Origin of the sequence: Amycolatopsis decaplanina DSM 44594, from assembly GCF_000342005.1 — a bacterium.
Lineage (GTDB): Bacteria > Actinomycetota > Actinomycetes > Mycobacteriales > Pseudonocardiaceae > Amycolatopsis > Amycolatopsis decaplanina.
In genome coordinates this window covers 756295-778898 of record NZ_AOHO01000048.1, presented here as the reverse complement: position 1 = coordinate 778898, position 22604 = coordinate 756295, and the positions used below count along the sequence as shown (strand labels likewise).

Here is a 22604-nt window from a genome sequence, read left to right as displayed (position 1 = left end):
ACCTACGCTTCGCTGCGTACGAGCTCTTCCGCCAATTCGACGACGATCCCCTCCGGGGAGCGGACATAGCAGAGCCGGTAGCTGTCCTCGTACTGCACCAACTCGCCGACGAGCGTGCCTCCGTGCGACCGCAACCGCTCGAGGACGTCGTCGATGTCCTCGACCGAGAAGACGAAGTGGCGGATGCCGGGCGTGTTCATCGGCGCGCGCGGATCGGCTTCCGGCGCCTCCGGCGCGTGGTACTTGATCAGTTCCAGCCCTCCGTGGCCGTCCGGCGGCCGCAGCACCGCGATGTCCGTCCGGACCCCGGTCAACCCGGTGAGGCTATCGACCGTGTCACCTTCGAGCGACGCTTCGCCTTCCAGTTCGAGACCGAGCGCGGTGAAGAACGCCTTGGCCGCTTCGAGATCGTGGACGACGACACCGACGTGTTCCAGCTTCTTGAGCGTCATGACCGTTCCTTTCAGGCGCTCTGCCGACGGATGAGCTCCTCGACGGCGGTCGGCAGGGTGTTCTCGAAGTCGATGAGCTTGACCCAGGTCGGGGTCACCACGATGCGGACCATGCCGTCGTAGAGCGATCGCACGTTTTCCTCCCACTCGGCCCGCTGCTCCGGCGTCATCTCGTAGGTGCCGTTCCACTGCATGTACTCGTCGGGGATGCCGTCGACGTAGTCCAGTTCGACGGTGCCGCGGAGGAGCAGGATCTTCGGCGGGTGCGATTCGGTGTCGATCGTCAGGGCGACGGCGGGGTTACGGCGCAGTGACGGCAGCTTCGGCGCGTTCGTCGGGGTGCACATGACGATCTCCTTGCCGTTCCAGTGGATGCCGATCGGGATCGACCGCGGTGTGCCGTCGAGCGCGGTGTAGGCCAGCCGGGCCAGGTCACGGGCCAGGAGTTCCTGGCTGAGCGGGCGGTTCAGGATCTCGTCGATCGTGCTCTGCCGCATGTCTCTCTCCTCGGGTCGTCGTCTTCGCGGACACCCCAGGGACGCCGCTGTCCGGCACACTTCGACACCCCGGAATGTGACCTGAGTCACTTCACCTTTAGCGGGCTAAACGCGATCCGTTTGTCGAAAGCGCCCCTGGCCAGGCGTCGCTCTTGTGAAGACACACGAGAGAGGGACACTCATGGCGAAGGAATCCGAGGTCCGCTTCGAGGGCTTCCTGCCCACCACACCCGCCGACACCTGGGCCGCGATCACCACGGGCAGCGGCGGCTGGCTCTGGCCGATCCAGTACGAGCCGCGCGACGGCGGTGCCGAGTCCGGCCTCACCCCCAACGGCGGCATGGTGACCGTCTGGAAGCCGTCACAGCGCTTCGTCACCTACGCGGAAGACGAGAACGGCTGGTTCAACACGCTCGAATACGTCCTCGAACAGAAGGACGGAGGCACGTACCTGCGCTACGAGCACACCACCGTCCTCGACGACTGGGACGTCGAATACGACGCGTGCGAGCAGCACACGGCGTTCTATTACCACTCGCTGGGCGAGTACCTGACGCACTTCAACCGGCGTCAGGCGAAGTACTTCAAGGCCGACGCGCCCGAAGCGTCGAAGGCTTCGGACGCGTTCGGGACCGTGCGAGCGGCGATAGGCGCGAAGGCCGTGGGCGACCGGGTGTATCTCGACGTCCCCGGCGTCGAGGGTGTCGTCGACTACCTGACGTCGGCCTTCATCGGCGTCCGGACCGAAGACGCGTTGTACCGCTTCTACGGCCGGAATGTCTGGGGCCGGCCTGTCGGCATCGGGCACCACCTGTTCGCCGAAGACGCCGACGCGGACAAGGCCGAGAAGGCGTGGACGGCCTGGCTGAACGGCCTGTACGCCTAGCGGGGCAGGTTCTTCACGAGCTCGGCGCCCACGGATTTCGCCACTTCAGCGGACTCCGCGGGCGGGATCGGCGAGTTCGTGAAGAACCCTTTGTCCCAGCCCTTGTAAGTGACGAGGACGACGTACACGCCCTGGATGACCCGCAGCTCGGCACCGCTGAAGGCACTGTCGGTGTCGAGAGAGACGAGGACCGCCTTCTCCCCGATGCCCTGCACCTGCTGCTGACGCTCGGACGGCGCGGCCGACCCGGTGGAAGACTCCGCCGCCCGCTTCTCGGCGTCCGGTCCCTCGTGGTGGTACACCATGACCTGGAGGGCGCGGTCGTGGACGTTGTCACTCTCCGGCGGCAGCCAGGAGCAGCCCTGCTGCTTGGTGACGATCTCGCCCGCCTTGATCTCGTTGTCGCGGGCGCCCTGGAAGCTGGTGGTGAACGTCTTGTTCAGCAGCTCCGGGGAGACGGTGCACTCGGCGGGCGGCTGCTGCGACACCGGTGCCTTGCCGACCGAGGAGTAGTACTCCGACCCGAAGATGGCGCCGGGGATGCCCAGCCCGAGAAGGACCACGACACCCACGATCAAGCCGACGATCAGCCCGGTCTTTTTCTTCTTGGGCGGCTGTCCGTAGCCGGGAGGCCCGTAACCGGGCGGCGGACCGTATCCGGGACCGGCGGGCGGGCCGTAACCCGGCTGCTGCCCGTAGCCCGGCTGACCTCCCTGCCCAGGTGGCGGGCCGTAACCCGGCCCCTGGCCGTACCCCTGCGGCGGCTGGTGCACCGATCCTCCCCTGGCGATTCGCGTACGTCCGCGTCGCGTTTAGCCCGCTGAAGGCGACGCTGGCCCCGGATCGCGTTTAGCGGGCTAAACGCGATCCGGGGCCAGCATGGCACGACGGCCGGAGCCGGGCACCGGGAACGCCCGCAGTCCTGTCCGCGGGCACCCCCGGATCGCGATTAGGGGGCTAAACGCAAGTCCGCGCCGCGGATCGCGCTTAGCCCGCTAAACGCAGGTCGGCGTCAGTGGGCGAAGTGGCGCGTGCCGGTGAGGTACAGGGTGACCCCGGCCGCTTCGGCGGCGGCGATGACCTCGGCGTCGCGGATCGAGCCGCCCGGCTGGACGACGGCGCGGACACCGGCCTCCAGCAGGACCTCGAGCCCGTCCGGGAACGGGAAGAAGGCGTCCGAAGCGGCGACGGAGCCCTTCGCCCGGTCGCCCGCCCGCGAGACCGCGAGCCGCGAGGAGTCGACCCGGTTGACCTGGCCCATACCGACACCGACGGTCGCACCGTCGTTCGCCAGCAGGATCGCGTTCGACTTCACCGCACGCAGCGAACGCCACGCGAACTCGAGGTCGGCCAGCGTCCGCTCGTCGGCGGGCGCCCCGGTGGCCAGCGTCCAGTTCGCCGGGTCGTCGCCCTCGGCGGCGATCGTGTCGACGGTCTGCACCAGCATGCCGCCGGAGATCGGCCGGAACTCGATCGGATCCGGCGACGTGATCGCGGGCAGCTTCAGCAGCCGCACGTTCTTCTTGCGCTGCAGGATCTCCAGCGCCTCGGCGTCGAAGTCCGGCGCCAGGACGACCTCGGTGAACACCTCGGAGATCTGCTCGGCGGCCTCGCGGCTCACCGGCCGGTTGGTCGCGATCACCCCGCCGTAGGCCGAGACCGGGTCGCACGCGTGCGCCTTACGGTGCGCCTCGGCGATGTCCTCGCCGACCGCGATCCCGCACGGGTTGGCGTGCTTGATGATCGCGACCGCCGGGGCGTCGAAGTCGTAGGCGGCGCGGCGCGCGGCGTCGGTGTCGACGTAGTTGTTGTACGACATGGCCTTGCCGTGCAGCTGTTCCGCGTGCGCGAGGCCGGGACGCCAGTGCTTGTACAGCGCGGCCTTCTGGTGCGGGTTCTCGCCGTAGCGCAGCACGTCGCCGCGCTCCCACGAAGCGCCGGCGAAGTCCGGGAAGCCGGAGTCGTCCGCGGGCGCGTAGACGTTGGCGAACCACGCGGCGACAGCGGTGTCGTACGCCGCCGTGTGCGCGTAGGCCTGCGCGGCGAGCCGCTTGCGGTCGGCCAGCTCGAAACCGCCTGCCGCGACGCGCTCCAGCACCCACTCGTAGCGGGACGGGTCGACCACGACGGCGACGCTGTTGTGGTTCTTCGCCGCGGCACGCACCATCGCCGGACCACCGATGTCGATGTTCTCGACACAGTCCTCCGGGCTCGCACCCGAGGCGACGGTCTGCGTGAACGGGTACAGGTTGACCACGAGCAGGTCGAACGGCGCGATGTCGAGCTGCTTGAGCTGCTCGACGTGCTCCGGGCGGTCGCGGTCGGCGAGCAGGCCCGCGTGCACGCGCGGGTGGAGCGTCTTGACCCGGCCGTCGAGGGACTCGGGGAACCCGGTGACCTCTTCGACCGGCGTCACCGGCACCCCGGCGTTCGCGATGACCTTCGCCGTGCCGCCGGTGGACACGATCTCGACACCCGCCGCGTGCAGCCCGGTGGCGAGTTCGAGCAGGCCGGCCTTGTCGGAGACGCCGATCAGCGCGCGCCGGACGGGACGCTGTCCCTGTGCGGTACTCACGAAAACCTCACCTTTCGTCCCTCGACCGCGCACCCGCTCCGGCCGAGTTTTTCGATCGTTTCCACCAGGAGCCTGCGTTCCACGGCCTTGATCCGCTCGTGCAGGACGTGTTCGTCGTCATCGGGCTCCACGATCACCGGCTCCTGCGCGATGATCGGCCCGGTGTCGACTCCGGCGTCGACGAAATGGACCGTCGACCCGGTGACCTTGACGGCCATCGCCAGCGCGTCGGCCACGGCGTGCGCACCGGGGAACGACGGCAGCAACGCCGGATGGGTGTTGATCACGCGGCCGGGGAACCGCGCGAGGAATTCGGCGCCGAGGATCTTCATGAACCCCGCGGAGACGACCAGGTCCGGCTGGTAGGCGGCGACGGCTTCGGTGATCGCCTTGTCCCACGCCGCGCGATCCGGGTGGTCGGCCATCCGCACGGCGAACGACGGCACGCCGGCGCGTTCGGCCCGGGTGAGCGCCTCGATCCCGGTGCGGTCCGCCCCGACAGCGACCACCTTCGCCGGGAAGTCCGGCTTTTCGACGGCGTCGAGCACGGCTTGCAGCAGCGTGCCGGAACCGGACGCGAGGACGACGAGCTTCACCGGAGTGGGCAGGTCCAACCGACTAGCCAGAACGGGCTCCTTGCCACGGCGGTACGCACTCGCGCGTACGGCGCTTCACCTGGTCGCGACAACCCTAACGGTCGCCGCCGTGGGCGCTTTCGTCGCCGGACCCGTCGGTGGACTCGGTCACAGCGATGTCCTGTTCGGGCGCTGGTTCAGGCTCTGGTTCCGCCGGAGTCTCCTCGATGTCCTCCGCCGATTCTTCGGCCTCGTCATCGGGCTCGTCGTCCGCCTCGGCTTCGGTTTCCTCCGCCGGTTCGCCGTCTTCGGACTCGACGACTTCTTCTTCGACTTCGGCGATGTCCTCGACTTCGGTGTTGTCCTCGACGTCGGGTTCACCCGGCGGTTCGGGGGCCTCGTGCGCTCCGGCGAAGAACGCGACGAACCCGCCGGGGACGACGATCCAGCAGAAGGCGATCACGGAAGCGACCCCGACCGGCACGCTGACCGGGTCGAACGGCCCGTCGCCGAGCCTGCCGCCGGAGAGGGTCCCGAGGATGACGCAGCCGAACGCGACGAGCGCGCCCGCGACGGCGACCGCCCGCATCCGCAACATCGGATCCTCGTCGATCGTGCGGATCCGCCAGCCGACCAGCGCACCGACCAGCACGGGCAGGAGCAGCAACGCCGGCCACCAGACAGCGTGGTGGGACGGGATCCCCGCCAGCACCGGCACCCCCGGCAGCCGCCCTTCCTGGTAGCCGAACATGCCGACGGTCAGCGAACCGACCGAGAAACCCGGCCCGGTGGTGAACGACAGCGCGGCCACGACCGCGTTCGGCAGGTAGGCCACGGAGAGCAGGAACAGGCCGAAGCTCGCACCGAAGCCCGGTTCGAACAGACTGTCCACAGTGGACCAGGAGAGCGCGGTGGCCGCGGTGAACACCACGGCGCCACAGGCGATCAACGCGGCGAGACCGAGCGCACCCGCCCGCAGACCTTGAAGCGCCACCGGGTCGAACCGGTCCCGCACCGCGGCCGGAAGCCCGCAATCCCTGGCGACTCCCGCGACGGCGGCGATTCCGGCGAGGAGGCCTGGCACGCAGAAGGCGGTCAGCGGGTTCACGCCGATCGGCGATCCGCCGGCCAGCACGGCGATGAGCACGCCGAACAGCGCGTGCGACCCGGCGATCACCGTCACCACCGGGACGGCGTCCGCCGGGGTCCGGCCGCCGACGCGGCGGGCGGCGCGCGCGGCCGCCCTCGCCGCGAGCCATCCGACGACGAGCGTCGGCAGCAGCGGCAGCACACCGAGCGGATGACCACCGAGGTCGAGTTCCGCCTGCCATGAGGCGAGCCAACCAGGACCGGCGGCGAGCAGGGCACCGGTGGCGGAGAACCGGGACCGGTCGGCGGCGAACGAAACCACCGCGAGAACGGTCGCGACGGCGGTATAGGAGAAAAGCAGGGGCGAGCAGGCCGCGGCGAGCAACACACGAACCCGCTTCGCCCTGGAGACCTCCAGCTCGGGGACGAGGTCGCTCACCGGCTCTTCGCCCGGCGGGCGTTCGTCGCGGGTGAGCAGCTTCATGGACCGCACCATGACATCCGGACTGGTCCGTCCGGGTGAGGCACGCCGCCACCGATCGGCGCACGTGGCCCAACCCACCCGGTCGGGTCACCCCGGCAAAGAAAACACCCGCTGTGACACAAAGAGTCACAGCGGGTGTTTTCGCGTTCGGAAGGTCAGCTCTGCTGGCCGAAACCGCCGGGTGGCGTGCCCGGGTTCTGGCCCGGCTCCGACGAGGAGGACGGCGGCTGCTGGAAGAACTGGCCCTGCTGCGGCGCGTACGTCGTCGCCTGCTGACCCGGCGGCTGTGTGACCGGCGGCTGGAACCCGCCCGGCTGCGAGAACGGACCGGACTGCTCACCCTGCTGCTGGCCCTGCTGACCCGAGCCGGGGAACGGCTGGACCTGCGTGGCGGCCGGGCCCTGCTGACCCTGCTGGCCGAACGGACCCTGCGGGCCCTGCTGCGGGAACTGCTGGCTGTACGGGGCCTGCGGCGCCTGCTGCTGCGGCTTCGCGGCGGGCACCTTGATGACGTCGTGCTCGAACAGCAACGCGGCGACCGCGACCAGCATCTGCAGGATGCCGAGGATCAGCACCACCGTGAGGATGCCGGGGAGCGAGACCTCCGGACGTCCCTCCCCGCCGTCGACGGTCGGGTAACCGATGATCAGGTCGAGCGCGCCGAACGCGCCGAGGACGCTGAACAACGCGGCGAACGGCAGCGTCTTCGGGCCGCGCGGCAGCGCGTGCAGTGCCGCGAGCAAGCCGCTGACCAGAAGGAAGACCGAGACCTCCCGGGCGGCGTCGGCCTCGTCGGAGAAACCGATGAAGAACTGCACCAGGCCGAGGACGGTGACGGCGAGCGCGAGCAGCAACGCCAGGTTCAGCGGGGCGGCCTGCGACGGCGCCTGCTGCTGCGGAAAGGCTCCCGAGCCGGGGTTGGGGTGTTGCTGGCCGCCACCCTGCTGGGGGTAGCCGGGCCCACCGCTGGGATAGGACATCCGAATGCTCTCCTGTCGTTCGACCGGCACCCCGGGGCGCACGGGACTCCCGGGACAAACGAGGCGGCTGTGATGCTCGAACGCTAGCGCACACGCGGTCACCCCATGCCTCGGGCTCTGAGACGTCTGTACACCCGATCGGGTTCCCTGCGAAACCTCTTCTCATCCCCCGCATCGCTTTTAGCCCGCTAAACGCGATGCGGGGGACGAAAGGAGGCGGGCCGGGCACCGGTAGGGTGCCCGGCCCGCCGGGGAAAGCTCAGTCTCCGAAGGATCAGAGGCTGTTGTACAGCTCGCGCGCCAGGACGGCGGTCTCGCTCGGGGTCTTCCCGACCTTGACGCCGGCGGCCTCGAGGGCCTCCTTCTTGGCGGCGGCCGTGCCGGAGGAACCGGAGACGATGGCGCCGGCGTGGCCCATGGTCTTGCCCTCGGGCGCGGTGAAGCCCGCGACGTAACCGACGACCGGCTTCGTCACGTTGTCCTTGATGTAGGCCGCGGCACGCTCTTCGGCGTCGCCACCGATCTCGCCGATCATCACGATGACCTTGGTCTCGGGGTCCGCCTCGAACGCCTCGAGGGCGTCGATGTGCGTGGTGCCGATGATCGGGTCGCCACCGATGCCGACACCGGTGGAGAAACCGATGTCACGCAGCTCGTACATCATCTGGTAGGTCAGCGTGCCGGACTTCGACACCAGGCCGATCGGGCCGGCGCCGGTGATGTCGGCCGGGATGATGCCGGCGTTCGACTTACCGGGGCTGATCACACCGGGGCAGTTCGGCCCGATGATGCGGGTCTTGTTGCCGGTCGCGACGGCATGCGCCCAGAAGTAGGCCGAGTCGTGCACCGGGATGCCCTCGGTGATCACCACGGCGAGCGGGATCTCGGCGTCGATCGCCTCGATGACCGCGTCCTTGGCGAACTTCGGCGGCACGAAGATGACCGAAACGTCGGCGCCGGTCTCCTTCATGGCCTCCTCGACCGTGCCGAACACGGTGAGGTCCTTGCCCTCGATGGTGACCGTCTGGCCGGCCTTGCGGGCGTTGACGCCACCCACGATGTTCGTGCCGGACTTCAGCATCTTGGTCGCGTGCTTCATGCCCTCGGAGCCGGTGAGCCCCTGGACGATGACCTTGCTGTTCTCGTTGATGAAGATCGACATCTCACGCACCTGCCGCGGCGAGCTCGGCGGCCTTGTCGGCCGCGTTGTCCATTGTGTCCACCACGGTGACCAGCGGGTGGTTCGCGTCGGCCAGGATCTTCCGGCCCTCGATGACGTTGTTGCCGTCCAGCCGCACGACGAGCGGCTTGGTGGCCTCGTCGCCCAGGATCTTCAGCGCCTCGACGATGCCGTTCGCGACCGCGTCGCAAGCGGTGATGCCACCGAAGACGTTGACGAAGACGCTCTTCACGTCGGTGTCGTTGAGGATGACGTCCAGCCCGGCCGCCATGACCTCGGCCGAAGCGCCGCCGCCGATGTCGAGGAAGTTGGCGGGCTTGACGCCGCCGTGCTTCTCGCCCGCGTAGGCCACGACGTCCAGCGTGGACATCACGAGGCCCGCGCCGTTGCCGATGATGCCGACCTCGCCGTCGAGCTTGACGTAGTTGAGGTCCTTGGCCTTGGCCTTCGCCTCGAGCGGGTTCTCCGCGTCCTTGTCGACCAGGGCCTCGTGGCCCGGCTGACGGAACGAGGCGTTCTCGTCGAGGGTGACCTTGCCGTCGAGGGCGATGATCTTGTCCTGCGGGTCGCGGACCAGCGGGTTGACCTCGACCAGGGTCGCGTCCTCGGAGACGAAGGTCTCCCAGAGCTTCACGACGACGTCGGCGGCCTCGTCGACGACCTTCTCCGGGAACTTGCCCGCGGTCAGGATCTCGACGGCCTTCGCCTTGTCGACACCGACGATCGCGTCGACCGGGATCTTCGCGAGCGCTTCGGGACGCTCGACGGCCAGCTGCTCGATCTCCACGCCGCCTTCGGCCGAAGCCATCGCGAGGAAGGTGCGGTTCGCACGGTCCAGCAGGAAGGAGAAGTAGTACTCCTCGGCGATGTCCGAGGCTTCGGCCACCAGCACGCGACGCGTGATGTGGCCCTTGATGTCCAGACCGAGGATCGCCTCAGCCTTCTCGGCGGCCTCATCCGGCGTCTGGGCCAGCTTGACGCCGCCGGCCTTGCCGCGGCCGCCGGTCTTCACCTGCGCCTTGATGACGACCTGATTGCCGATCTTCTCGGCGGTGGCCTTGGCTTCTTCGGGGGTGTTTGCCACGGCACCCGGCAGAACCGGTACTCCGTGGGCGGCGAAGAGATCCCTCGCCTGGTACTCGTAGAGGTCCACTACTCCAGTCTCCTGACGACACGCCACTGTGGTGGTCCGTTTCCGGACCGCGCTGTCGGACCAGTCGAGGTTAGCGACCTGCGCAGAAGCAGGGGACTCCGCACCTGGTGAAGTCGGTCACCGTACGCGGTCAGACGGTGTTTCCACGGTGTGAGAACGCACACCGGAGACCCAGTTCGCCGCCTCTTCCAGGCTTTCGAAGGCGTTCTCGAACTCGCTCGGACCGTTACCGACCGCGAAGAGGAGAACTCCCGGGAGCGTTTCAGCGAGCCCTTGCGGTTCACTCACGTCCCGCACCACGCCGAGGATGTCCGGATCCTCCTGTTCGACCGTCCGGACCAGTTGTTCGGAGGTGTCGAGACGACCGGCGTAGACGACCTCGACGCCGTCATCGCGCAGCAGCCTTCCGAGTGCGACCGCCGTGCCTTCCTCGACGCCGAACTCCGCCAGCACGACGCGAAGGAGATGTCGCGTCATCCGGTCCGCCTGGAGCCCGCGACGGCCATCCCGGCCGCGACGAGGGAGACGACGGCGCCGCCCAGCGCGAGCCAGAACCCGATCCCGGCCGACGCGCCGTCGTACTCCGAGCCGACGAGCGGCAGTTCCGCCGCGTGCAGGCCGAGCACCAGCGCGGCCCCGGCCGACGCGGACGCCGCCGCGACCGGCCGTGAGCGCGGGACGAGCGCGTACAGGCCGAGGACGACCGCGAGTGCACCGAGCAGGCCCCACGACGCCGCGCCGAAGTCCGACCACAGTCCCGGCGCGGTGTAACCGGGCGCGGTGAACACCGGCGTGCCGAACGCGGCGATCGCCAGCACCGCCGCCGCGACGACCGGGGTGAGCACGTTCCCGCTCGCCCGCGTTCCGTCCGGTCCGGCGTCCATTCCCGCGTCATCGGAGACGTCGCGCTCCACGACACCGGTGATCACCGCGGCGAGCGCGGCCACGGCCGCCAGCACGAGCGCGATGAACGTCCACGTGACACCGGGGCCCGCCGAGTAGCCGGCCTTGTCCGGCAACGGCACCGGGAGGTCGACACCGAACAGCGCCGGGTCCACCGCCTTGTCCTCGGTCACGGACAAGGCGGCGCTCAGCACGGCCGTGCCCGCGAGGACGACACCCGCCCACGTGGCCGCGACGACTCCCCTGGCGAACGCCGAGAGCCGCGGCACGAAGACGAACAGCGCGGGCACGGCGAGCACTACGGCGGCGCCGAGCAGCAGCCAGCGCGCAGGCGTCTCGGGGACGGGCGTCGGACCGTTGGCCTTCAGTGTCGGGGCCAGCGCGCCCGCGACCGCGGCAGCGGCGGCGAGCAGCGCCAGGCCACCGGTGGCCAGCCGCCACCAGAACAGCCCGGGCAGCCTGGCCTCTCCGGCCAGATCACCGGTGACGGTCTCGTCCGCTTCCGCGACGTCGAACCGGGTGAAGGCCAGCCCGGCCAGCGCCAGACCCGCGACGGTCACCACCACCGAACCCGGCGCGACCGAAAGCCGGTCCACGACCAGCCCCGCGACCACCGGCGGAACACCGACCGCGAGCACCGCCAGTCCCGCTCCGGCGAATCCGCCCTTGCCGACCCCTGCCGAAGGCGAACTCACGGCCACCAGCACGGTCAGCGGAAGCAAGGCCGCGAGCAACAGGTACCCGGCCATCGCGACCGTCGGGCCCTCGAAGGCGTTCTTGGCCAGGAGGTACGCGTTGCCCGAACCGAGAGGTGCGAGCAGCAGGCCGATCCCGCCGGCCACGCCGAGCACGGGCCCGAGAAGCCGCCAGCGGCGCCGACCGTCGAGTTCACCCGCCAGTTCCGCCTCGTCGCGCGCGGTCCCGGCGGCGAACGCCCCGGCCGCGAGGGTGAGCAGGTGACCCGCCACCAGCGGCCAGAGGCCCGGTCCCGCGGGAGGAAGCGCGAGCAGCCTGTCGGCGAGGAACAGTTCCGGACGCGCGGCGAGGGATCCGTCCGCGAGCAGCTGCAGGTCCAGCAGGAGCCGTCCGGGCGCGAGCGCGGTGAGCCCGAGCACCAGGCCCGCCGCGAGTCCCGAGCGCCCGGTGACCAGCGCGTAAAGCACGGTCGCCGCGGGCGCCAAGGCCAGCACGATCAGCAAGGGAGCGGCGGTGAAACCGGGCGAACCACCCCGGACGACGGGCATCAGCGCGCCGGCGGCCAGCGCGACCGCACCGGCCGACACCAGCCCCGCCGACAGCAGGAGCGCTCGCGGGCGGGAGCCCGGTTCGCTCCGGAGAAGTTCGGCGGACGCGGTCCCGGGGACGGCTTGCCCGGTGGATTCGCCACCAGGGGGCCGTGAGCGCGAAGTCATCGACGGCGACGCTAGCAAGCCGGGCCGGCCCGGACCCGGCAGCAGGGGCACCGCAGGTCCTCACCGTTGCCGGTCCGGCCTCGATGCCTGTGGGCCGAGTGAGGCGACCACGTGAACCCGTCCGGCCCGAAAGCCCCGCTATCGCGGTGGCAGGACGCCTTGTCCGCCGTCGCGACCTGGGTGGGCCGGCGGCGTCCGCGGGTGCACCGGAAGCCCCTCAGACGAGGCCAAGTGCGGATAAGCCTCCTTTAACACCTTCGGGCAACCGGTTATTTCCCGGGTTGGCCTCCTTCCCGGCCTTCCGGTACCCCCGAACGGCCGCTCGGCCTTGTAACGTAAATCACAAGGTTTAGAGTAAACCTGGTTTAACTTTGGGTAATCCTCACTGGATAACGGCTAGATCGCCGTCGCCCGATCGGCCGAGAGCGCCGCCAGATCTTGCTGATCGGGGTGCCGCTTCGTTACTGTCCCCGGGTCCCCATTACAGTCAGATCACGAATGAGAGCACCGAACGAACCACCCCCGAGGTCGTTCACCGGGATCCCCCGCCCGGGCTCTTGATCCGACTCCCCGAACACGGAAGGCCCCGTCTTGGCTTCACACCGCTCCCCCGGCGGCCAAGCTCCTTCCCCGGCGCTCGAGAACGCACTCGATGGTGCGGTCGTCCGCGTCCGGGGCTCGCACCGCCTGTCGCCCCCGTCCTCGGCCCTGCGCGGCCGTGTCGTGGTCGCTGCCGTCGCTGCCGGCGCCTTCGCGGCCGCCGCCGCCGGTCAGACCCTGAAGTCCGTTTCGGAATCCTCCGACGCCGCTGTCACCCCGCTGGCCAGCTCCCAGGACGCGAGCGCCTCGTTCGCCCTCGGCGGCGGAGCCGGTGGCGGCGCCCCCGAACTGCTGCCGACGAGCCAGTCGACGAACGCCTCCGCCGAGGCCCAGAAGCTCTCGGACAACAACAGCATCACCCAGGCCCGCGTGAAGCGTGAGGCCGAAGCGGCCCGCAAGGCCGAAGAAGAGGCCAAGCGGCCCAAGACCTGCATGCCGACCAAGGGCACCTTCACCTCGGGCTTCGGCGCCCGGTGGGGCACGAGCCACCTCGGCATCGACCTCGCGGCCCCGATCGGCACGCCGATCGTCGCGGCCTCCGACGGCACGGTCATCGAAGCGGGCCCGGCCAGCGGTTTCGGCCTCTGGGTCAAGGTCCAGCTCGCCGACGGCACCGTCCACGTCTACGGCCACATGAACTCGTTCTCCGTCCGCGAAGGCCAGAAGGTCAAATGCGGCGAGGAGATCGCCGAGGTCGGCAACCGTGGTCAGAGCACCGGCCCGCACCTGCACTTCGAGGTGTGGCAGAACGGCACGAAGAAGATCGACCCGCGCCCGTGGCTCGCCGCCCGTGGCGTGAACGTCGGCTGATCGAGCCTCGCTCTTCCCCGCATCACAGCTCATCACCACACCGGTGATCCCGCCCGTGGCATGGGCGCGCCGGGCAACGTCGCTCTGGCGCGCCTTCAGGACCTCCGCCTCCCCTTTCGAGGGCATCACGAAGCGTCGTAGGTCCTCCGGCTCGGAGCAGACATGGCTTTCGGGGCTCTGAAAGCCCTCAGGCGACACCGTCCGGCAGCTTCCGGACGGAAGTACCCCACGGCGATCTGCCACACCGTGCAGAGACCGGCCGGGGCGCCGTTCGATCGGCCGCCCTCCGGCGAAAAGTCTCCGAGAAAGATTTCGGCACCCGGCTGGCCGCGGCCCGAACAGCCATCGCCGCGCGTGCCCGCATACGACACACCGTCCGGCCCCGTCCGGTTCGTGCGTCCGCAGTAACGCGCGCCAGGCCGCGACCAGCCTGAGCACTTCCGGCGGTTCCGGACCCCGATCCGGCCCCGCCCCTTCTTCAACACCCCGCAAGTACTCGAGTACCCCACTCGAGAGAACCCCAAACAACACCCCGTCCACACCGTGCGCCCCCTCCCCTGATCGGGGTACACCGGCTTGTCCAGCATACCCCAGCGCGTCGAACTCGTGTTCGATGACACAGGTATACGGGAAGGCCCCGACAGTTTTCGGACGCGACGGGGAAGCCGCAGGTCAGGGCTAGAGTTTGACCATCGGGACGCTGCCGATGAGCATCAGCCGGACCTTGCCGGCGGCGCCGAAGTCGATCGTCGCCGTGGCACGAGGACCCGCGCCGTCGCAGGCGACGACGGTCCCGAGGCCGTACTTGTCGTGGCTGACCCTGTCGCCGACGTCGAGTTTGAGCGCGACGGTGTCCTTCCAGCCCTTGCCGAACGGACTCGTGCTCGCCGACCTCGACGGCGACGAACCGCCGCCACGGCTCCCCCAGGTCGTCGCGGCACGCGGCGATCCACCCGACGATCCGAAACCACCGGAGGACGAAGAAGGCGCGAGCCTGCGCCAATCGACCAGGTCGGCGGGAAGTTCGTCGAGGAACCGCGAAGCCGGGTTCATCTGCGGCTGGCCCCAGGCCGAGCGCACCATCGAACGGGAGACGTACAACCTCTTCCTCGCCCGCGTGATCGCGACGTAGGCGAGCCGACGCTCTTCGGCCAGTTCGGCCGGGTCGCCGAGTGCGCGCATATGCGGGAAGATCCCGTCTTCCCAGCCCGTTCCGAAGACGACCGGATACTCCAGCCCCTTCGCGGTGTGCACGGTCATCAGCGTGACCACGCCCGCGTCGTGCCCGTCACCGTCGTCGCCACCGTCGGCCGCGGGAATCGAGTCCGCGTCGGCCACCAGCGAAACGCGCTCCAGGAACGCGGGCAGCGAGCCCGGCTCCGGCACTCCGGGGTCCACGGTATCGATTTCGGGGAGTTCCCCGTCCGGACCGGCGACCTCGGCGGTGAATTCGGTGAACTCCCGCGCGACGGTGACGAGTTCCGTCAGGTTCTCCACCCGCGACGCGTCCTGCGGGTCGTCGGATTCCTCGAGCTCCGCGCGGTAACCCGTGCGCTCCAGGACCGCTTCGAGGATGTCGGCGACTTCGGCACCGCTCTCGACGACCTCGCCCAGTTCGTCCATCAACTCGACGAAACCGGTGATCGCCTTGGCGGAGCGCGGGTTCAGCAGCGGCACCTCACCGCTGACGGCACCGCGCAGGGCCTGCGCGAACGAGATGCGTTCACGCTCGGCATACGTCGCGATGACCGCTTCGGCGCGGTCGCCGATGCCGCGTTTGGGGACGTTGAGGATGCGGCGAAGGCTGACCGTGTCCTCCGGGTTCGCCAGCACCCTCAGGTACGCGAGCATGTCGCGGACCTCGCGCCGTTCGTAGAACCGCACCCCGCCGACGACCTTGTACGGCAGGCCGAGGCGGATGAAGATCTCTTCGAAGACACGCGACTGGTTGTTGGTGCGGTAGAAGACCGCGACGTCGGAGTAGTCCGCTTCGCCCTTGTCCGCCAGGGCGTCGATCTCGCCCGCGACGAAGGCCGCTTCGTCGTGCTCGTTGTCCGCGACGTAGCCGACGATCTTCTCGCCGTCGCCGGAATCGGTCCACAGCCGCTTCGCGCGTCTGTTGGGGTTTCGCGCGATGACCGCGTTCGCCGCGTTCAGGATCGTCTGGGTCGAGCGGTAGTTCTGCTCCAGCAACACGGTCCGCGCGTTCGGGAAGTCGCGTTCGAATTCCTCGATGTTGCGGATCGTCGCGCCGCGGAAGGCGTAGATCGACTGGTCCGCGTCGCCCACGACGCACAGTTCGGCGGGCTCGATCCCGGCCTCGTTCGTCTCGGTGCCGACCAGTTCGCGGACCAGCGTGTACTGCGCGTGGTTCGTGTCCTGGTACTCGTCGACCAGCACGTGCCGGAACCGGCGCCGGTAGTACTCGGCGACGTCCGGGTACGTCTGCAGGAGTTCGACCGTCCGCATGATGAGGTCGTCGAAGTCGAACGCGTTGGCCTGGTTCAACCGCCGCTGATACTCGACGTACACCTCGGCCACGCGGCGCTCGAGGTCATTGCCCGCGTCGGCGACCGCCGTCTCCGGATCGATCAGTTCGTTCTTGAGGTTCGAGATGTGCACGGCGAGCGTGCGCGCCGCGTACCGCTTCGGGTCGATGTCGAGATCGCGGGCGACGAGGGTGATGAGCCGCTTCGTGTCATCCGAGTCGTAGATGGAGAAACTCGACGACATCTCCAGCGTTTTGGCCTCACGGCGCAGGATCCGCACGCACATGGAGTGGAACGTCGACACCCACATGGCGTTGGCGCGGCGGCCGACGAGGTCGCTCACCCGCTCCCGCATCTCCGCGGCCGCCTTGTTGGTGAACGTGATCGCCATGATCTGGCCGGGGTGCACGTCCCGTTCGGCCAGCAGGTACGCGATCCGGCGGGTCAGCACCCGGGTCTTGCCCGAACCCGCGCCCGCGACGACCAGCAGCGGGGAGCCCGCGTGGGTCACGGCCTCGCGCTGTGCCGGGTTCAGGTCGTCGAGCAGGTCCGCGTGCCGGGGCTTGGCCGGACCGTCCGCTGGGAGATCGAAGAGGGTGTTCATCGCCGGTCCACGCTACAGCGCCGGGCGTAGGCGGTGTTGCCGCCTGTCGCCCGACGCGCGGGCGGTGTTCGCGGCGGAGGATCGGATGCCATGGACACCAACGGAATCCCCTCCCGGCTCAGGGCCGCCGACGCCGACCGGGAGCGGGTCGCCACCCTCATCCAGGCCGCCGGCGGTGAAGGCCGTCTCACTCTCGGCGAGGTAGAAGACCGGCTGAGCGCTGTGTATTCCGCCAAATACACGGACGACCTCGCCGCGCTCACCTCGGATCTGCCGAAACCCGCGCCGAAGCGGCCCCCGGTCGCCTTCGGGCATCCAGCGGTGCGGATCCACCTCGCGATCGCCGTCGTGCTTTCGGTGCTGCTGATCGTCCGGTGGGCGGTTTCGGGAGTGCCGTTCTTCTGGCCCGTGATGCCGATGTTCTGGCTGGCCATGAGCGTCCTCGTACACGCCCGCGTCCGCGGAGCGCGCCGCCGCTTCAAGCCGGAGGACGGCTTCGCTGTGGCATAATGATCGGCATGCGGCACCACGCGACGCGATTTTTTTACGGGACCCGGACTCCGGCTCCCGTGATCGCATAGTGCCGAAATGCCATCACCCGAAGCCCCGGAGTCCACGGACCCCGGGGCTTTACGCTGTTCCGGGGGCCAGCAGGGAATCCGGACCGAAGAGAGGTCCCGATGAACACCACACAGAAACCGGACGCCGACGAACCCACCGCCACCGCCGAAGAGATCGGTGAGCTCCGCGAGGAGATCGACTTTCTCGACGGCGAGATACTGCGGCTGGTCAAACGCCGCGTCGAAGTCTCCAAGACGATCGGTGCGGCCAGGATGGCCGCGGGCGGCACCAGGATCGTCTACAACCGCGAGATGGACGTGCTGGCACGCTACCGCGAGCTCGGGCCGGAAGGGCGGCAGCTGGCGATGGCGCTGCTCAACCTGGGCCGGGGCCGCCTGGGCCGCTAGGCGAAGGGCGCCTCGTCGTGAGTGGTGAAGGCGGTTGGAACCGTCCTTGCCACTCACGAGGCCCCACGACGGCTCGGGACAGGGCAAACTGGGCACATGATTAACCTCATCGCCGTCGTGATCGCGATCGCCGGTGTGCTCGCCGCGTTGGGCCATCTCGGTTATCTCGCCATGCTGAACAACGCGGCGGGTAAGCGCGCGGGCGGCGCTCCCGTCGCCCAGTACGTCAAGACGCGCTGGCCGATCGCGGCAGGTACCACCGCCGCGTCGCTTTTCGCCTGGCTGCTCACGAGTGGGGGAACGCCGCTCGACATCATCGCCATTTTGCTTGCAGCGGGTAGCGGGATCACCGCCACGAAAGCCCTGCAATCGACCCAGCAGAAGTACCGCAGCGGCAGCTGAACGGCAGCACCAGCACCGATTGCACTGCGTAACGTCACCGAGGCCCGTTCGGCCGCGCCCGACCGAGTGAAACCTCTGCAACTTGCAGAGTGGGTGAAGACTTGCGGGTGTCGAACTTTTAGTGTGGACCTCGTGAGGACCCTTGCGTCTGGGTCGGGCGATGCCCGCATGGCGCGCGGGGGCGAGAGCCCCGCGCGCCCCCAGTCGTATGCGCGTGCATTTGCTCACGAGTGTGCCCGGGAGTCTGCAAGCGAGGGATCCCGTGAACCGACTGCTCCGTTCGGCGTAATCGATGTCACGTCGCCGTCAGGGCCGGCCTTCGAGGGGGTCGCTCGGACATGAACGGCTGGGCGGAACACCAGGAACGGAACGGCGCCACGCACGCGGGCCGCCACCGGGCGGGCGGCGCCGAGAGCTGGACCCCACCCGTGCCGCCGAGGCGGCAGCGCGCAGGCGGGCACGGGCATCACGGGCATCACGCGCACCACGAGTTCGCCCCGCCCTCCACCGGTTCCCTTCCCCTGCCGCCACCGCGGAACGGGAGGGCGCCTAGCCCCGGCTACGCCCCATCGAGCGGCCGTCTGCCGCTCCCCCAGCCCGCTCGCGAGGTGCCCGTGGAACGCCCGGCCCGCGTCGAGGTCTCCTTCACCGAACCCGCCTTGCCTCTCGCCGAGGAACGGCGAGCGAAGGCCGCTCAGCGCACGAAGGTGACGCTGACCGCCCCCGGCCCCCGCCGCCCCCAGCCGGGGGAGATCGACGGCAACGACGATGACGTCCGCGTCTACCTCGCCCCACCCGTCGACGGCCTGAGCACCTTCGACCTCGGTTCGGTACCAGCTTCGGTGACCCCGCCCAAGACTTGGCGCAAGGCGGCCTGGTTCGCGGCGGCGGCGTCCGCGCTGGTCGTGGTCGGCCTGCTCTTCGCCGGTTCGTTCCTGGTCGGCAAACCCGCCCCGGAGCAGCAGAGCCAGGGCGGCTGGCCCGGATACCGCGGCGGCACCCAGCTGTCCCAGGACGGCCTCGCGGGCAATACGACCACGCCGCCGCGGGGTGGCGCGGCGGGCAACCCGTCCGATTCCGAGACCGATTCCTCCACCAGGGACGACCGCAGTTCCGCCAACTCCGGCACCTCCTCGGACAGAGACAGCACCGGGACCGGCTCGTCACGGCCCGACTCGGGCGGACCGGTCACGTCCGGGCGGCCCGCGCCGTCGTCGAGCGACCGGCCGCAGAAGCCGCCGGTCGTGCCCGCCGACCGCACCACGACGACCTCACCCTGGTACGCGTCGCAGCCGGACGCGCAGGCGATGGGCGACAACACCGAAATCTTCCTCAACTCCGTCACCACCAACCCCCAAGAGGCGTCCTCGGTGACCTCCGGCGGCCTACGCGAAGGGGGCGCACAGGGCCTTCGTGAGCGCTACGCCGACGTCGCGTACTTCGAGGTGAAGAAGGTCAGCATCGACCAGCGCCGCGGCGTAACGGTCAACACCGTCGAGGTCACTCACAAAGACGGCACGAAGACCATGGAACAGCGCACGCTGACCTTCGGCGACGACGACAAGATCGTCGACGACGGCATGTAGGCGATCACGCACGTGCAGGTGTCCTGTCCTCTGCACGTGCGGTGCGCCGAGCGGTCATCCCTGGTCCGGGTGGGTGACCTAAGCTGCCGTTCGTCGTATCGCGACGGCATTCCGGCGATAGAGCCTGGCCGTGGACCGTCCGCACAGGGTTACCTGACGACTGCAAGGTCCGCACCGTTCAGAAGACGGCCACGCGGACCAAAGGCGTAGGCCGAACGGCCCAGCGCCTGCCCCGGACCAGAGCGAGGAATTCGTGCTTGATCGACAGCGCATACGGCTTGAGGACGCCGTACGTGTCGAGGACGTCATCCCCGAAGAGATCCTGAACGACACCCGCGTCGACCGCGATTACCTCGAGAAGGTCTTCCGCGAGCCGCAGAAGTTCGTTCCCGCGCGCACCCGTGAAGAGCCGTCGCCGCAGCCCGAGCCAGAAGTGGACGAGCCGGAAAGCCGCGCCGCCCGGCGGGCGAAGATGGCCGGTCTGGTCGCCGCCGGACTGCTGGTCGCGGGCGCCGTCGTCACCGCGGGCGTTCTCGCCGGCACCCAACGGCGGGGCACGGTGCCGCACGCCGCCGCGCCCGAGGTGATGAGCGGAGCCGCCGCGCTCGGCGGGCTCGCCGTCCCGGACTCCACCGAGCCGCAGCGGAAGCAGCAGACGTCCGCGCCCGCGGGCACCAGCATGACGGCCCAGCCGTCTTCGGGCACCGGCTCGGGCTCGCTCCCGCGAAAGAGCTCGGCGTCCAGCAGCACCAGTTCGCAACCGGTCTCCAAGCCCGCCGCGGTCAGCACGGCCGAGGGCAAGATCGACGCGGTCCGGAAGTTCTACCAGACCGTCGACGCCGATCCCTACGGCGCGATGTCGCTGCTCACGCCGGTACTGGCCGAGTCCGAAGCGGGCAAGCTGATCGAGGCGTGGAGCTCCATGGACGCCATCCAGATCCAGGACATCCGGGAGCAGGCCGACGGCACCATCCTCGCCGTGGTCACCATGCGCGATCCGAACGGCGGCCTGGTCCGGGTCACGCAGGTGCTGGAATTCGCCGACGAGAAAACCGGCCTGATCACCGACGCACGCCTGCTGTCCGCGCAACACATGTGACGGACACCCCGCGTGTAACCGCCCTCCACCCAGGGCGATCAGAGTGTGCCGCGTGTGTGTGCGCAGAGTGAGCGCCTAGCCTTGTCACGAGTCGGTCTCGGAAAAGCCGGCACACAGACCACTACATGTGCATACGCTCCAACGCTGTGGCGTGCTGAAGGCCGCACCGCGTACGCGGACGACTCCGCGACGTGAAGACGGAGCCCAAAGGGAGGTCGCGTGAGCGACGAGGGTCGCCTGGTCGCCGGTCGATATCGCATCGCCGGGCGGATCGGCACGGGCGCGATGGGGGCCGTGTGGCAAGCGCACGACGAGGTACTCGGCCGCACGGTGGCGATCAAGCAGTTGCTGCTGCAACCCGGTCTTGAGGCTCACGACGCCGAAGACGCCCGCCAGCGCACGATGCGCGAGGGGCGGATCGCCGCGAGACTGCACCACCCGAACGCCATCTCGGTGTTCGACGTCGTCACCGACGACAACGGCCAGCCCTGCCTGATCATGGAGTACCTGAACTCCACCAGCCTCGCCCAGGTGCTGCAGGAGGAGCGGACGCTGCCGCCGACGGAGGTCGCGCGGATCGGCGCGCAGGTCGCGGCGGCGCTGACCGAGGCGCACGCGGTCGGCATCGTGCACCGGGACATCAAGCCCGGCAACATCCTGCTGGCGCCCAACGGCACCGTGAAGATCACCGACTTCGGCATCTCGCGGGCCAAGGACGACGTCACGGTCACGAAGACCGGGATGATCGCCGGAACCCCCGCCTACCTGGCGCCCGAGGTGGCGATCGGCGGCGACCCCGGCCCGGAGTCCGACGTCTTCTCGCTCGGCTCGACGCTCTACGCGGCCTGCGAAGGCCAGCCGCCGTTCGGCCTCAGCGAAAACACGCTGAGCCTGCTGCACGCGGTCGCGGCCGGGCAGATCATCCCGCCGCGCCAGTCCGGCCCGCTCGCCAGCGTGCTGGCCGTGCTGCTGCACCCGGAGGTGCGGCACCGGCCCACCGCCGAAGAGTGCGAAGAACTCCTCGCCGCCGTCGCGCGGGGTGAAACGCCGCTGGGCGGTCCCGCGGACGACACCGTGCTCGCCGCGCCCATCGCGGGCGCGCTCGCCGGTGGAGGCGTGACCCAGGCGCTCGACAGCGAGGCGGCCGGTCACTCGGGCTCGCTCCTCGACGAGCAGGCCGCGGCGGGTTCGTACTACGACGACGAAGACGACTATCACCAGCCGCCCGCGTCGGGTTACCCGGAAGACGACTACGACGGGTACGACAACTACGACGAGACGGCGTTGCTGTCCGAACGCGGCCACCCCGGTGGCGGCCCGGCGCCCACTCGCGCCGTCCCGATCCCCGCGGGCGACTACGACGACGATTCCTACGACGACGACTACGACGACCCGCCCCCGCCCCCGCCGCCCACCCGGGCGCAGACCAGCCCGGTGGACGAGGACGACGACGAGAAGCCGGGCGCGTGGAAGAAACCCGCGATCATCGGCGGTGTCGTGGTCGTGGCGCTGGCCGCGCTGGGCTTCTGGCTGCTGACCCCGAACAACCCGGAGACGCCCGCGCAGGTGGGGAACTCGTCGACGAAGCCGACTCCCAGCTCGTCGGCGCAATCGTCGGCGCCGGAGACGACGGACACGCCGACGGAGACGCAGTCGGCCGAGCCGCCCAAGGAGACGACCTCGTCGAAGAAGACGTCGAGCAAGGCGACTCAGACGGAGGAGCCGGATCCGCCGACGCCGACGAAGACGCCTTCCAAGACTCCGACGAAGACGCCGACTCCCACGACACCGACCACGACGCCTACGCCGACGACCCCGACCAGCCAGACGGGCGACCCCGGCGGAGCATGATCCGAGGCT

At 69.5% G+C, this 22604-nt stretch carries 20 protein-coding genes; 8 read left to right on the top strand and 12 right to left on the bottom strand.

The window, feature by feature from the left end:
• Positions 1-2: 2 nt before the first annotated feature.
• Together H074_RS16410 and H074_RS16405 are read right to left on the bottom strand one after the other, a co-directional pair.
• The gene (locus tag H074_RS16410; RefSeq protein ID WP_007031154.1) at positions 3-452 is read right to left on the bottom strand and encodes a VOC family protein; all 450 of its coding nucleotides are present in this window, start codon (positions 450-452) and stop codon (positions 3-5) included.
• An 11-nt stretch (positions 453-463) separates the two neighbouring features.
• Positions 464-949: a pyridoxamine 5'-phosphate oxidase family protein gene (locus H074_RS16405; RefSeq protein ID WP_007031153.1), complete on the bottom strand. Its 486-nt coding sequence runs from the start codon at positions 947-949 to the stop codon at positions 464-466.
• Positions 950-1130: 181 nt separating this feature from the next.
• On the opposite strand from H074_RS16405, the gene H074_RS16400 reads away from it, so the two are divergent.
• Entirely contained in the window at positions 1131-1835 is a 705-nt protein-coding gene (locus H074_RS16400) for an SRPBCC family protein (protein ID WP_007031152.1), read from the top strand.
• Here H074_RS16400 and H074_RS16395 read toward each other — a convergent pair.
• The 9 genes from H074_RS16395 to H074_RS16355 form a co-directional block, all read right to left on the bottom strand.
• Positions 1832-2608, bottom strand: a complete 777-nt coding sequence (locus tag H074_RS16395) for a hypothetical protein (RefSeq protein WP_007031151.1) — start codon at positions 2606-2608, stop codon at positions 1832-1834. The two genes, H074_RS16400 and H074_RS16395, sit on opposite strands and share 4 nt — an antisense overlap.
• Before the next feature lie 239 nt (positions 2609-2847).
• Positions 2848-4410, bottom strand: coding sequence for a bifunctional phosphoribosylaminoimidazolecarboxamide formyltransferase/IMP cyclohydrolase (gene purH / locus H074_RS16390; protein WP_007031150.1), 1563 nt, complete (start codon positions 4408-4410; stop codon positions 2848-2850).
• Positions 4407-5024, bottom strand: coding sequence for a phosphoribosylglycinamide formyltransferase (gene purN / locus H074_RS16385; protein WP_007031149.1), 618 nt, complete (start codon positions 5022-5024; stop codon positions 4407-4409). The genes purH and purN overlap by 4 nt, the downstream gene beginning before the upstream one ends.
• 76 nt (positions 5025-5100) lie before the next feature.
• The gene (locus tag H074_RS16380) at positions 5101-6570 is read right to left on the bottom strand and encodes a cell division protein PerM (protein ID WP_007031148.1); all 1470 of its coding nucleotides are present in this window, start codon (positions 6568-6570) and stop codon (positions 5101-5103) included.
• A gap of 143 nt (positions 6571-6713) precedes the next feature.
• Entirely contained in the window at positions 6714-7538 is an 825-nt protein-coding gene (locus H074_RS16375) for a DUF5336 domain-containing protein (RefSeq protein WP_007031147.1), read from the bottom strand.
• A gap of 274 nt (positions 7539-7812) precedes the next feature.
• Positions 7813-8700: a succinate--CoA ligase subunit alpha gene (gene sucD / locus H074_RS16370; RefSeq protein WP_007031146.1), complete on the bottom strand. Its 888-nt coding sequence runs from the start codon at positions 8698-8700 to the stop codon at positions 7813-7815.
• Between the two features lies 1 nt (position 8701).
• Positions 8702-9871 carry an ADP-forming succinate--CoA ligase subunit beta gene (sucC, locus tag H074_RS16365; protein ID WP_007031145.1) on the bottom strand — a complete coding sequence of 390 codons (1170 nt, stop codon included), beginning with the start codon at positions 9869-9871 and terminating at the stop codon, positions 8702-8704.
• 117 nt (positions 9872-9988) lie between these two features.
• Positions 9989-10348: a hypothetical protein gene (locus tag H074_RS16360; RefSeq protein ID WP_007031144.1), complete on the bottom strand. Its 360-nt coding sequence runs from the start codon at positions 10346-10348 to the stop codon at positions 9989-9991.
• The gene (locus H074_RS16355; protein WP_051071946.1) at positions 10345-12186 is read right to left on the bottom strand and encodes a hypothetical protein; all 1842 of its coding nucleotides are present in this window, start codon (positions 12184-12186) and stop codon (positions 10345-10347) included. Before H074_RS16355 ends, H074_RS16360 begins: the two co-directional genes overlap by 4 nt.
• Before the next feature lie 723 nt (positions 12187-12909).
• Here H074_RS16355 and H074_RS16350 point away from each other — a divergent pair.
• A complete protein-coding gene (locus tag H074_RS16350; RefSeq protein WP_039922602.1) occupies positions 12910-13596 on the top strand; it encodes a M23 family metallopeptidase in 687 nt (228 codons plus the stop codon).
• Between the two features lie 678 nt (positions 13597-14274).
• Here H074_RS16350 and pcrA read toward each other — a convergent pair.
• Complete coding sequence (pcrA, locus tag H074_RS16345) at positions 14275-16689, bottom strand: DNA helicase PcrA (protein ID WP_007031141.1); 2415 nt, start codon at positions 16687-16689, stop codon at positions 14275-14277.
• Between the two features lie 90 nt (positions 16690-16779).
• On the opposite strand from pcrA, the gene H074_RS16340 reads away from it, so the two are divergent.
• The 6 genes from H074_RS16340 (at position 16780) to H074_RS16315 (ending at position 22595) form a co-directional block, all read left to right on the top strand.
• Positions 16780-17199: a DUF1707 SHOCT-like domain-containing protein gene (locus H074_RS16340; RefSeq protein WP_007031140.1), complete on the top strand. Its 420-nt coding sequence runs from the start codon at positions 16780-16782 to the stop codon at positions 17197-17199.
• Positions 17200-17369: 170 nt separating this feature from the next.
• Positions 17370-17657, top strand: coding sequence for a chorismate mutase (locus H074_RS16335; protein ID WP_007031139.1), 288 nt, complete (start codon positions 17370-17372; stop codon positions 17655-17657).
• Positions 17658-17753: 96 nt separating this feature from the next.
• Positions 17754-18059 carry a hypothetical protein gene (locus tag H074_RS16330; RefSeq protein WP_007031138.1) on the top strand — a complete coding sequence of 102 codons (306 nt, stop codon included), beginning with the start codon at positions 17754-17756 and terminating at the stop codon, positions 18057-18059.
• 338 nt (positions 18060-18397) lie between these two features.
• Positions 18398-19645, top strand: coding sequence for a hypothetical protein (locus H074_RS16325; RefSeq protein ID WP_235096775.1), 1248 nt, complete (start codon positions 18398-18400; stop codon positions 19643-19645).
• A gap of 253 nt (positions 19646-19898) precedes the next feature.
• Positions 19899-20744 (top strand): hypothetical protein, encoded by an 846-nt coding sequence (locus H074_RS16320; protein WP_039922485.1) that lies wholly within the window; start codon positions 19899-19901, stop codon positions 20742-20744.
• 219 nt (positions 20745-20963) lie between these two features.
• Positions 20964-22595 (top strand): serine/threonine-protein kinase, encoded by a 1632-nt coding sequence (locus H074_RS16315; RefSeq protein WP_007031134.1) that lies wholly within the window; start codon positions 20964-20966, stop codon positions 22593-22595.
• The last annotated feature ends 9 nt before the right edge of the window (positions 22596-22604 follow it).